The sequence below is a fragment of the Streptomyces sp. NPDC060232 genome (assembly GCF_042726555.1).
Classification (GTDB): Bacteria; Actinomycetota; Actinomycetes; order Streptomycetales; family Streptomycetaceae; genus Streptomyces.
The window spans coordinates 93,036-105,321 of the sequence record NZ_JBHXAG010000019.1; the positions used below are offsets into that span (position 1 = coordinate 93,036).

10 protein-coding genes are annotated in these 12,286 nt (G+C 73.6%); all 10 read left to right on the forward strand.

The features are described from left to right. The first annotated feature begins 136 nt into the window (after positions 1 to 136). The 10 genes from ACFWFZ_RS25415 to ACFWFZ_RS25460 all read left to right on the forward strand — a co-directional run bounded on the left by ACFWFZ_RS25415 (position 137) and on the right by ACFWFZ_RS25460 (position 12,087). Positions 137 to 1,792 (forward strand): protein kinase, encoded by a 1,656-nt coding sequence (locus ACFWFZ_RS25415; RefSeq protein ID WP_387125272.1) that lies wholly within the window; start codon positions 137 to 139, stop codon positions 1,790 to 1,792. A 146-nt stretch (positions 1,793 to 1,938) separates the two neighbouring features. Continuing rightward, entirely contained in the window at positions 1,939 to 2,532 is a 594-nt protein-coding gene (locus tag ACFWFZ_RS25420) for a hypothetical protein (protein WP_387125273.1), read from the forward strand. Between the two features lie 83 nt (positions 2,533 to 2,615). Beyond that, on the forward strand, positions 2,616 to 3,266 hold the full coding sequence (locus ACFWFZ_RS25425; protein WP_387125274.1) for a PadR family transcriptional regulator: 651 nt from the start codon (positions 2,616 to 2,618) through the stop codon (positions 3,264 to 3,266). Positions 3,267 to 3,291: 25 nt separating this feature from the next. Then, positions 3,292 to 4,038, forward strand: coding sequence for an ABC transporter ATP-binding protein (locus ACFWFZ_RS25430; RefSeq protein ID WP_387125275.1), 747 nt, complete (start codon positions 3,292 to 3,294; stop codon positions 4,036 to 4,038). Between the two features lie 101 nt (positions 4,039 to 4,139). Further along, entirely contained in the window at positions 4,140 to 6,899 is a 2,760-nt protein-coding gene (locus ACFWFZ_RS25435) for an FtsX-like permease family protein (RefSeq protein ID WP_387125318.1), read from the forward strand. 82 nt (positions 6,900 to 6,981) lie between these two features. Further along, positions 6,982 to 7,521: a bacterial proteasome activator family protein gene (locus ACFWFZ_RS25440; RefSeq protein WP_387125276.1), complete on the forward strand. Its 540-nt coding sequence runs from the start codon at positions 6,982 to 6,984 to the stop codon at positions 7,519 to 7,521. A 306-nt stretch (positions 7,522 to 7,827) separates the two neighbouring features. Next, positions 7,828 to 8,703, forward strand: coding sequence for an NTP transferase domain-containing protein (locus ACFWFZ_RS25445; RefSeq protein ID WP_387125277.1), 876 nt, complete (start codon positions 7,828 to 7,830; stop codon positions 8,701 to 8,703). Further along, positions 8,700 to 9,995 carry a molybdopterin molybdotransferase MoeA gene (locus ACFWFZ_RS25450; RefSeq protein WP_387125278.1) on the forward strand — a complete coding sequence of 432 codons (1,296 nt, stop codon included), beginning with the start codon at positions 8,700 to 8,702 and terminating at the stop codon, positions 9,993 to 9,995. Before ACFWFZ_RS25445 ends, ACFWFZ_RS25450 begins: the two co-directional genes overlap by 4 nt. Further along, positions 9,983 to 11,083 (forward strand): potassium channel family protein, encoded by a 1,101-nt coding sequence (locus ACFWFZ_RS25455; protein ID WP_387125279.1) that lies wholly within the window; start codon positions 9,983 to 9,985, stop codon positions 11,081 to 11,083. The genes ACFWFZ_RS25450 and ACFWFZ_RS25455 overlap by 13 nt, the downstream gene beginning before the upstream one ends. 26 nt (positions 11,084 to 11,109) lie before the next feature. Further along, positions 11,110 to 12,087 (forward strand): NAD(P)H-quinone oxidoreductase, encoded by a 978-nt coding sequence (locus ACFWFZ_RS25460; RefSeq protein WP_387125280.1) that lies wholly within the window; start codon positions 11,110 to 11,112, stop codon positions 12,085 to 12,087. Positions 12,088 to 12,286: the final 199 nt, after the last annotated feature.

Consider the following 12,286-nt stretch of genomic DNA (forward strand, 5'->3'; position numbering starts at 1 on the left):
TCGGACAAGGCCACCGTGTGCACGTGTGGTCACGGAACGGGCACCTGGCTTGACGTGTGCTTGCCCTGGGGCAGACTGGGCGCCACGTGCGCCACGCCAGGTGCGCGGGGACATACGCCGAGGGGAAGCAACAGTCATGAGCCAGGACGGCACTCAGGGCCAGTACGCGGGCGGCTCTCTGGCCGGTGGCCGTTACCAGCTAAGGGACTTGCTGGGGGCCGGCGGCATGGCCTCCGTGTACCTGGCGTACGACTCGGCGCTCGACCGGCAGGTCGCCATCAAGACCCTGCACAGCGACCTCGGCCGGGAGCAGTCCTTCCGCGAGCGGTTCCGCCGCGAGGCCCAGGCTGTAGCGAAACTGTCGCACACGAACATCGTCTCGGTCTTTGACACCGGTGAAGGCGAAGTGACGTTCGGCGGCGGCCGCTCCGGCGACGGCGCGGTGATGCCGTACATCGTCATGGAGTACGTGGAGGGCAAGCCGCTGGGCTCGGTGCTCGAAGCGGACATCCGGCAGTACGGGGCCATGCCGGCGGACAAGGCGCTGAAGGTGACGGCCGACGTGCTGGCCGCTCTGGAGACCAGCCACGAGATGGGGCTCGTCCACCGCGACATCAAGCCCGGCAACGTGATGGTCAACAAGCGCGGCGTGGTCAAGGTGATGGACTTCGGCATCGCCCGCGCCATGCAGTCGGGCGTCACCTCGATGACGCAGACCGGCATGGTCGTCGGCACCCCGCAGTACCTCTCGCCCGAACAGGCCCTGGGGCGCGGCGTCGACGCCCGGTCCGACCTGTACTCCGTCGGCATCATGCTGTTCCAGCTGCTGACGGGGCGGATCCCGTTCGACGCGGACTCGCCGCTGGCCATCGCCTACGCCCACGTGCAGGAGGAGCCGGTCGCCCCGTCCTCCATCAACCGGTCGGTGACGCCGGCGATGGACGCCCTGGTGGCGCGTGCGCTGAAGAAGAACCCGAACGAGCGTTTCCCGACGGCCGCGGCCATGGGCGACGAGGTCGCGCGGGTGCTAGGCAACGGGCAGACCGGGGCGCCGGTCATCGTGCAGGGCCAGGGACCCCTGAGCAGCGGCGCGGGCGTGTCCTCGGCCGTGTTCCCGCCGGTGGACTCCGGCTTCCAGGCGCCGCCGCAGTCGGTGCAGCAGCCCTACCAGGCACCGCACACCCCGACGCCGGCCCCGTACGCGCCGACGCCCGCCCCGCAGCCGCACGCGCAGGGCGGCTACGCCTACCCGCACACGCCTCCGCCGCAGCAGGGTTACGCGCCGCAGACCCCGCCCCCGTACACGATCTCCCCGGCCGGCACGGCGAGCCCGTCCGGCTCCGGCGGCAAGCGGAACATGCCGGTGGTCGTAGGCGCGATCACGGTGGCGCTGCTGGCCGTCGGCGGTCTGATCGCGGCGATCTCGATGAACGGGGACGACAAGGACAAGGGCGGCACCACGGCCGACCCGGGCGCCTCCACGTCCGCGTCGGCGAAGGCCGGGTTCAAGGGCCCCGACGTCACGCGCACGATCGACCCGAAGAAGTGCTCGGAGCCCACGAAGCACTACAGCGAGGCCGGCAAGTACACGGCGCCGGACCTCAAGTACAAGAACCTGCTGTCGGTGAAGGCCTGCATCCAGGCCTCGGGCGGCAAGTACAACATCGTCCCGAAGGACGAGGCCGTGTACGGCAAGGACACGGTGCTGAGCCAGTCCCCGGCCGCCGGAGACAAGATCAACAAGGAGGGCACGGAGTACACGCTCACCGTGTCCACCGGCAATCCGGAGTAGCCGGCCCGCGCGGATCACGACACACCGGCATCCCGGACACCCGACAGGGCGTCCGGGATGCCGGTTTTGCCCCACTATGTAAATCTGAGCGCATATCGCTGACTCCAGCGAGCACGCCGGCCGCTCGGGACGGGAGGGGCTTCCCCGTGATCCAAGGCTTCCGCCCGTCACGCTGGCTGGCCTGCGCCGCACTGGCCGCCGCCGCCCTCGCGCCCGCCGCCTCCGCGCACGCCGGACCCCTCAGCCCGGCCCATCCGCACCGCACCCCCGCCGAGCACGCCGCGCAGCACGCGGCCCAGGCGGCCCGGATGGCGCAGGCGGCCCGGGAGGAGCGCACCGCGGCCTTCGAGAGGGACGAGAGCGACGACGCCGACGCCCACGAGGAGCTGGCCGGGAGCGCCGCCGGGGTCGGCCGCGAGCGGCCCGGCCGGCCGGCCGGCGAACCCGCCAACCCGGAGCTGCTCATCGCCTCCCGGCCGCTGCCGGTGCGCCCGCGCACCGAGCCCACCCCGTCGGCACCGTCGGCCCCGTCGGCCCCTCCGCCCCAGCGGCCGCCGCAGGCGCAGGCGCGGCCCACGGCGGCCACCCCGACGGTGCGTGACACGGTCACCTCACTCGGCACCGAGCCGAACGACCGCGCCGCGGACCTGGCCGCGCACATACTGCCGCTGGGTACCGGATTCGCCCTGATGGGACTGGGTCTGGGCTATCTGGGCGTGCGGCTGCGACGGGGCGCGTAGCCCCGCCTCCGGCCCGCCTCCCACCCCGAAGTCCACCCCAGAATGGTTGCCCTGCGTGAACATACTCGGTATACATACCGAGTATGTCGATCCGTCACGGGCTTCTGGCCCTCCTGGAACGGGGTCCTCGGTACGGCTCCCAGCTGCGCACCGAGTTCGAATCCCGGACCGGCTCCACCTGGCCGCTCAACGTCGGGCAGGTCTACACGACCCTCGCCCGCCTCGAACGCGACGGCCTCGTCGCACCCGACGGCGAGGACGCGGCCGGGCACACGCTGTACGCCATCACCGACCCCGGCCGCACCGAGCTGCGCGAGTGGTACGAGCGCCCCGTCGACCGGGCCAACCCACCCCGCGACGAGCTGTCCATCAAGCTCGCCATGGCCGTGGGCGCCCCGGGCGTGGACATCCGCGCCGTGATCCAGTCCCAGCGGCACGCCACGATCCGCGCGATGCAGGACTACACCCGGCTCAAGGCCACCGCCCTCGCGGCGGTCGAGAGCGGGCAGTCCCGCGAACGCGACGACGTCGCCTGGCTGCTCGTCCTGGAACAGCTGATCTTCCAGACCGAGGCCGAGGCCCGCTGGCTCGACCACTGCGAAGCCCGGCTCGTCCGGCTCTCCCTGCCGGCCGACCGGAGAGCCACCGCACCCGAACCGCCCCAGGCCGCCGCCGAGACCACGGCCCCGACCTCAACCGACCGGCCCCGCACCGCCCGTACGCGGCGCGCCTGAACCACCGTTCCAGGGGGGAACCCTCATGTCCGACCAGCGCCAGTCCCGGCAACCCGTACTGCAGTTGGAGCGGCTCGTCCGCACCCACGGCAGCGGCGCCACCGAAGTGCACGCCCTGCGCGGGATCGACCTCGCCGTCCACCCCGGCGAACTCGTCGCCGTCATGGGCCCTTCCGGCTCCGGCAAGTCCACGCTGCTGACCCTCGCGGGCGGCCTCGACACCCCCAGCAGCGGCAGGGTGCTGGTCGAGGGCACCGACATCACCACCGCGAGCCGCAAGCAGCTGGCCGCGCTGCGCCGCCGCAGCATCGGGTACGTCTTCCAGGACTACAACCTGATCCCGGCCCTCACCGCCGCCGAGAACGTGGCCCTCCCCCTCGAACTGGACGGCACCTCGGCCCGCAAGGCCCGCGTCGCGGCCCTCGCGGCGCTGGCCGAGATGAACCTGGGCATCCTCGCCGACCGCTTCCCCGACGAGATGTCCGGCGGGCAGCAGCAGCGCGTGGCCATCGCCCGCGCCCTCGTGGGCGACCGCCGGCTGGTCCTCGCCGACGAGCCCACCGGCGCCCTCGACTCGGAGACGGGCGAGTCCGTCCTGGCCCTGCTGCGCTCCCGCTGCGACGCGGGCGCCGCCGGGGTCCTCGTCACCCACGAACCGCGCTTCGCCGCGTGGGCCGACCGCGTGGTCTTCCTGCGCGACGGCAGCGTGGTCGACGAGACCCTGCGCAGCCACGCCGACTCCCTCCTCTCCGGGCAGGCGGGCGGCCAGTGACCTCCTCGCTCCAAGGCTGGTACCACTCCTGGGTCGCGGCCCTGCGCATCGCGCGCCGCGACGCCTGGCGCGCCAAGGGCCGCAGCTCCCTGGTCCTCGCGATGATCGCCCTGCCGATCGTCGGCGTGAGCGCCGCCGACCTCACCCTGCGCAGCGCCGAGCTCTCCCCCGACCAGGCCGTCAGCCGCGTGGTCGGAGCCTCCGACGCCCGGGTCAGCACCTCGCACGCGGGCAAGCCCGTCTACCAGGTGCCCGACGGATCGATCTACGTGCCCGTCGGCGGCCACGACAGCCCCGACGTCCCGTCACAACCGCGGGAGGAGACCCCGGAGCAGGTGGCAGCCGCACTCCCGCCCGGGATCCGGCTCCTGAAGGACTCCGCCGGCTACGGCAAGGTCCGCACCAAGCACGGCTTGCTCGAATGCGACCTGCGCGAGATCGACCTGCACGATCCGCTGGCGAAGGGCCTGTTCACGCTCGACCGCGGCCGGCTGCCCGAGCGGGCGGGCGAGGTCGTCGCGACCAACGCCTTCCTGAAGAACTCCGGCCTGTTCGTCGGCTCCAGGGTCACCCCGCGCGGCGCCGCCTCCGCCTACAAGATCGTCGGTGCGTACGAGCTGCCGAACGACCTCCAGAGGGACCAGATCACCGCCCCGCCCGGGAGCCTGATCGCCCCCCTCGACAAGGCGCTCAAGGCCTCCGGAGGCACCGGGGTGCACCCGGACGACTCCTACCTGGTCAAGGTCGGCGGTGATGGTTTCACGTGGAACATGGTCCAGGCGGCCAACGCCAAGTCCCTGGTCGTCGTCTCCCGCGCGGTCGCCAACCACCCGCCCGCCGACGCCGACGTCCCCCTCTACCGGCAGGAGCCCAAGGAGCAGTTCCAGCGCAGCGCCGGCAGCGCCACCGAAATGGCCATCCTGGCCACGATCGTGGGCCTGGCCATGCTGGAGATCTGCCTGCTCGCCGGACCGGCCTTCGCGGTCGGCGCCCGCCGCTCGCGCCGCCAGCTCGGCCTGGTCGGCGCCAACGGCGGTGACCGCCGCCACATCCGATCCATCGTGCTCTCCGGCGGCCTCGTCATCGGCGCCGCGGCCGCCGTCAGCGGCACCGCGATCGGCATCACCCTGACCATCGCGCTCCAGCCGGTGTTGGAGGAGCAGCTCGGCAACCGCTTCGGCGGCCTGGACTTCCGCCCGCTGGAACTGGCCGGCATCGCCGTGCTCGCCGTGGTGACCGGACTGCTGTCCGCGATCGTCCCCGCGGTCACCGCGTCCCGGCAGACGGTGCTGGCCTCGCTGACCGGCCGCCGCGGTGTGCGCCGCTCCAACCGGGTGCTGCCGGTCATCGGACTGGTCGCCGTCGCCGGCGGCGCCGGGATCGCCCTGTACGGCAGCGCGTCGGACATGGGCTCCACCGTCGTGGCGGGCGGCAGCGCCCTCGCCGAGCTGGGCGTCGTCGCCCTCACGCCGGTCCTGGTCGGCCTCTTCGGACGGCTCGGACGCTGGCTCCCGCTCTCCCCGCGGCTCGCGCTGCGCGACGCCGTGCGCAACCGGGGCCGTACGGCACCCGCCGTGGCCGCGGTCCTGGCCGCTGTCGCCGGCACCGTGGCGGTGGCCACGTACCAGCACAGCAGCGACATCCAGAGCCGGCACGAGTACGTCGCCGACCTGCCGCACGGCACCGGCCTGCTGCTGACCTCCGAGAACGGCGCCTACAAGGAGGTCCCCGCCCTGCGCGAGTCCCTCACCAAGCAGCTCCCGGTGGTCCAGCGCGCGGACGTGGACCGGCTGGTCGTCGGCATGCCGGGCTGCGAGACGTACTCCCGGGACCCGGCCTGCGGCCGCGCCGAGATCATCACGCCCAAGGACCAGCGGTGCCCGCTCTACGAGACCCACGAGGGCTCCGACGCCTTCAGCGACGCGGAGGCCCGCCGACTGCGCCAGGACTGGCGCTGCAAGGACCTCATGCGAGGCACGCCGTACGCCACGGTCGTCGCCGACGAGAAGCTGCTGAGCGTGCTCGCGGTCACCGATCCGGGCTCCGTGTCGGCTCTCAAGCAGGGCCGGGCCGTCGCCTTCGACAAGCGCCAGGTCAAGGACGGCAAGCTCACCCTGCGGATCATCTCCGGACCGGACGGGGACGACACCTTCGCCGGTCCGGCCACGGAACCGGTCGGCGTGGACAAAACCATCCCCGTCCACCTGGCCCCGGAAGGCACCGAGGCCTGGGGCCTCGAACTGATCCTGCCGCCCGAGGCGGTCCAGGCCGCGGGGCTGACCACGGCACCGATCGGCTCGTACTTCGCCCTCGACGGGACGGCGTCCTCCGAGCAGCGGCAGAGGGTCGCCGGCGACATCGACCGGATGGGCGTGGAGGCCTCCCTGCGGATCGAAGCGGGATACCAGGGCGACGACAGCCTGGTCCTGCTCGCCCTGACCGTCTTCGCCGGCCTGGTCACCATCGGCGCGGCCGGCATCGCCACCGGTCTCTCCCAGGCCGACGCCGAGGCCGATCTGAAGACGCTGGCCGCGGTGGGCGCCCCGCCGCGGGTGCGGCGGACGCTGAGCGGCTTCCAGTGCGGGGTGGTGGCCCTGATGGGCGTCGTCCTGGGCTCGGCGGCCGGCATCCTGCCCGCGGTCGGCCTGCGCCTGACGCAGCGCCGGGAACTGGAGGCGCTCGCCCAACGCGCCGTCGACGAAGGCTACTCCCTGGCGGGCGAGTCCGTGCCGTTCGTTCCGATCGCCGTGCCGTGGGAGACCCTCGCCCAGCTGCTCGTCGCGGTACCGCTGGGCGCGGCCCTGCTCGCGGCGCTGGTCACCCGCTCCAGCGGCGCGCTGGCCCGCCGGGCCGCGGGCTGAGTCCGGTGCCCCCGTACAGGGTGGATCACGCCTGCACGGGGGCACACCGAGTGAGAGCGAAGGTGTGCGAGAGAATGACGGCATGGAGATGCCGAGGAGTGAACGGTCGCAGGACAGTCCCCCGCACGTCCTGATCGTGGGACAGGACGGGACGGCGGTCGGCGACGCCGATGACGAGTCCCGCGAGGTCCCGGTGACGGAAATGGTCGAACAGCCCGCCAAGGTCATGCGGATCGGCAGCATGATCAAGCAACTCCTGGAAGAGGTGCGCGCCGCGCCCCTCGACGAGGCGAGCCGGGTCAGGCTTAAGGACATCCACGCAGCCTCCGTGAAGGAGCTGGAGGACGGCCTGGCCCCCGAGCTCGTGGAGGAACTGGAGCGCCTGTCCCTCCCGTTCACCGAGGAGGCCATTCCCTCCGAGGCCGAACTGCGCATCGCGCAGGCTCAGTTGGTGGGCTGGCTGGAGGGCCTCTTCCACGGCATCCAGACCGCTCTGTTCGCACAGCAGATGGCCGCGCGGGCCCAGTTGGAGCAGATGCGCCGCGCCCTGCCTCCGGGTGGCCACCACGACGACGAGGAAGACGGCGGCCACGGCGCACTCCGCTCGGGCCCGTACCTCTAGGTCCTGTCTGGAGTTCCAGCGCGGGAGAAGGAGCGGCGTCCGGTGCCGTCGGATCCAAGGCGGAGGAGGGAGTCGACGCGGAGCGTCGGCGACTGACGACAGCGGCGGTGCCAGACGCCGCAACGCCGCGGGGGAACTCCAGACAGGACCTGGTACCGCGTCAGGCGCGGCACTGGCCTCCGGCGGTCAGCGGGCCCGGTCCACGGACCGGGCCCGCACCCATGTCCGGCCCCGCCGGCGTGTGCGGCGCGGGCTCCGGGTGGGCGGGTGTCGGAGCCGGGACATGGGCCGCGCATACTCATGGGCATGAGCTACGACGCGATCGTGCTGGCCGGCGGCGCCGCTCGGCGCCTCGGCGGGGTGGACAAGCCCGCGCTGAGCGTCGGCGGGCGGGCGCTCCTCGACCGCGTCCTCGACGCCTGCCCGGACGCCCTGCACACCGTCGTGGTCGGCGGCCGCCGGCCCACGGCGCGCCCCGTGCGGTGGACGCGGGAGGACCCGCCCGGGGGCGGCCCCGTCGCCGCGCTGGACGCCGGGCTGCGCGAGACCACCGCCGGGCTGGTCCTCGTACTCTCCGCGGACCTGCCGTTCCTGGACTGCGAGACCGTACGGGCCCTGCTGGCCGCGGCCGACGCGCACGGCACGGACGGGGCGATGCTGCGGGATCCCGACGGCCGTGGCCAGCCGCTGGTCGCCGCCTACCGGGCCGAGCCCCTGCGCCGTGAGATCGCGCTGCTCGCCACCGAGCACGGCGGCCTCGGCGGGCTCCCGCTGCGCGCGCTCACCGCGGAACTGGAGCTGGCTTCCGTCGAGGCGCAGCCCCTCGCCTCCTTCGACTGCGACACCTGGGACGATCTCTCCCTCGCCCGCGCCCGGATCAGGGAGCATGGAACCGTGCTGGACCAATGGATCACCGCCGTCAAGAGCGAGCTGGGCATCGACCTCGCCGTCGACACCAAGACCCTGCTCGACCTCGCCCGGGACGCCGCCCACGGCGTCGCCCGCCCCGCCGCCCCGCTGACCACCTTCCTGGTCGGTTACGCGGCCGCCCACGCCGCCGCCACCGGCGCCGACCCCGCCCAGGCCGTGGCCGAGGCCTCCCGCAAGGCCGCCGACCTGGCGCTGCGCTGGGCCGCCGAGGCGGAGGCCGACGCCGCCACCGGAGAGAACGGCTCGGGATGACCCCCACGAACTCCGCCGAGCAGGACCTCGACGAGGCCCTGGCCCTGGTCAGCCGTACCCCGGAGGGCGGCGGCGAAGGCGGCCACCGGTCCGCCTCCTGGCCGCAGGCCCGGGACGTCGCCACCCACGCCGGCGCCGGGGTGCGGGCCCGTACCCATGGCGTGCCCCTCGGCGACGCCCTCGGCGAGGTCCTGGCCGCCTCCCTGGACGCGCTGACCGACCTGCCGTCCTTCGACACCTCCGCCATGGACGGCTGGGCCGTGGCCGGCCCCGGCCCGTGGCACGTCCGCGCCGGCGAGGGCGTCCTCGCCGGCTCCGGCCGACCGGAACCGCTCGCCGACGGCGAGGCCGTCCGGATCGCCACCGGCGCCCGGATCCCCGCCGACACCACCGCGGTCATCCGCAGCGAGCGCTGCAACGAGGCGGGCGGGCAGCTCTTCGCCGGCCGGCCCGTCGTCACCGGCCAGGACATCCGCCCGCGCGGCCAGGAATGCCGCTCGGGGGACCTGCTGCTGCCCGCCGGTTCGCTGGTCACCCCCGCCGTGCTCGGCCTCGCCGCCGCCGCGGGCTACGACGAGCTGACCACCAGGCCCCGCCCCCGCGTGGAGATCCTGGTGCTGGGCGACGAGCTGCTCACCGAGGGCCGCCCGCACGACGGGCTGATCCGCGACGCCCTCAGTCCCATGCTGGCACCGTGGCTCACACGTCTGGGCGCCGAGGTCACCGGCACCCGGACGCTCGGCGACGACCCGGACGGGGCCGCGGCCCTGCTGGAGGCCGTCACCACATCCACCGCCGATGTCGTGGTCACCACCGGCGGCACCGCCTCCGGCCCCGTCGACCACGTCCACCCCGTCCTGGAGAAGGCCGGCGCCCGGCTGCTCGTCGACGGGGTGGCGGTCCGTCCAGGGCACCCGATGCTGCTGGCGCGGATCGGCGACCGGGCGGACGGGCGGCACGTGGTCGGGCTCCCCGGCAACCCCCTCGCCGCCGTCTCCGGCCTGCTGACCCTCGCCGAGCCGCTGCTGCGCGCCCTCGCGGGCCGCCGCCCGCGCCCGCGCTACACGGCGCCCGTGCGCGGCGACGTACCGGGCCACCCGCACGACACCCGGCTGGTACCGGTCCGGCTCGACGACGAGCATGCCGTACCGCTGCGCTACCACGGCCCCGCGATGCTGCGCGGCGTGGCGACCGCGGACGCGCTGGCCGTCGTACCGCCCAAGGGCGCCCGGTCCGGGCAGGAGCTGGAGGTCCTCGACCTGCCGTGGGCTTCGGGAGGATGTTTCACGTGAAACTGCCCGGACAGGACGCCATGGCCCGCGGGGCGGACGAGAAGCTCGTCTCCCGGCGTATCAAGCTGCCCAGGCGCATCGTCGAACATCCGCTGCGGCAGGTCGCCAAGCGCCTGCTGATGGCCTTGTTCGTCCTCCTCCTCACGGTCTTCATCGTGTGGCTGGACCGCGACGGCTACCACGACAACGCCAACGAGACGGTCGATCTCCTCGACTGCTTCTACTACGCCACGGTGACGCTGTCGACGACCGGCTACGGCGACATCGTCCCCTACAGCGACAGCGCACGACTGATCAACATCATGCTGATCACGCCGCTACGCGTGCTGTTCCTGATCATCCTCGTCGGTACCACCCTCGAAGTCCTGACGGAACGGACGAGGGAAGAGTGGCGGCTGAAGCGCTGGAGGAAGAACTTGCGCGAACACACGGTCGTCGTCGGCTTCGGTACGAAGGGCCGCTCGGCCCTCCTGACACTGCTGGCCACCGGCCTCTCCAGGGAACAGGTCGTCGTCGTCGACCCCAGCGCCAAGGTCATCGACATGGCCAACGCCGAGGGGTTCACGGGCGTGGTCGGCGACGCCACCCGCTCGGACGTACTGCTCCGCGCCGAGCTCCAGAGGGCCCGTCAGGTCGTCATCGCCACACAGCGCGACGACACCGCGGTCCTGGTCACGCTGACGGCCCGGCAGCTCAACCGCGGAGCGAAGATCGTCGCCGCGGTGCGCGAGGAGGAGAACGCCCCGCTGCTGCGCCAGTCCGGGGCCGACGCGGTCATCACGAGCGCGAGCGCGGCCGGTCGGCTGCTGGGCCTCTCGGTGCTCAGCCCGAGCGCGGGCACCGTGATGGAGGACCTGATCCAGCAGGGCAGCGGCCTGGACCTCATCGAACGGCCCGTCCGCAAGGCCGAGGTCGGCAAGTCGGTGCGCGACACCGACGACCTGGTCGTGAACGTGCTCCGCGGGCACCGGCTGCTGCCGTACGACGACCCGCACGCGAGCCCCCTCCAGCTGACGGACCGTCTCATCACCATCGTGCGGGCGGCGCCGCCCACCACGTCGAGGACGACACTGGGTCCTGCCGAGTAGCCGCTCCGTGACGTAGCCTCCGGGCCATGCATGCGATCACCATCGAGCAGCCCGGCGGCCCCGAGGCCCTCGTCTGGGCCGACGTTCCCGATCCGGTACCGGGCGAGGGCGAGGTCCTCGTCGAGGTCGCGGCGAGCGCCGTGAACCGCGCCGACGTCCTCCAGCGGCAGGGCTTCTACGATCCGCCGCCCGGCGCCTCGCGCCTTCCGGGGCTGGAGTGCTCCGGGCGGATCGCCGCCCTCGGGGCGGGCGTCTCCGGCTGGTCGGTGGGCGACGAGGTCTGCGCCCTGCTGGCCGGCGGCGGCTACGCGCAGCGGGTCGCCGTGCCGGCCGGGCAGCTGCTGCCGGTTCCTCCGGGGGTGGGCCTGGTGACGGCTGCGGCGCTGCCCGAGGTCGTCACGACGGTGTGGTCCAACGTGTTCATGGTGGCCGGACTGCGGCCCGGCGAGACCCTGCTGGTGCACGGCGGGGCCAGCGGTATCGGGACGATGGCGATCCAGCTGGGCAAGGCGGTGGGCGCGAGGGTCGCCGTCACGGCCGGCGGCCCGGAGAAACTGGCCCGCTGCAAGGAGCTGGGGGCGGACATCCTCATCGACTACCGCGAGCAGGACTTCGTCGCCGCGGTGCGGGAGGCGACGGGCGGGGCCGGGGCGGACGTGATCCTGGACATCATGGGCGCCAAGTACCTCTCGCGGAACGTGGACGCCCTGGCCGTGAACGGCCGGCTCGCGGTGATCGGGCTCCAGGGCGGGGTGAAGGCCGAGCTGAACCTGGGTGCGCTGCTGGCGAAGCGGGCGGCGATCACCGCCACGTCGCTGCGGGCGCGGCCGCTGGAGGAGAAGGCGGCGATCGTCGCCGCCGTGCGGGAACACGTGTGGCCGCTGGTGGCCGCCGGCCGGGTGCGGCCGGTGGTCCATGCGGTGTTCCCGATGCGGGATGCGGCCGAGGCCCACCGGGTCATGGAGTCGAGCACCCACGTGGGCAAACTCCTTCTCACGGTGTGAGCGGGGGCGGTGGCCGCCGCGCGGGGCCCCGCCCCGCCGCGGCCCGTTTCGCCGTCCCGCGGCTCCGTCCGCGTTCGCCGTACCCCGGCTCCGTCAGGGACCCAGCCGGGCTCTGCCCGGAGTCGGTCCTCGAACACCGGACGGGCCGGCGCATCCCGCCCCGCGGCGTGTGAGGCGCGGGGGTCCGGGGCGGGGCCCC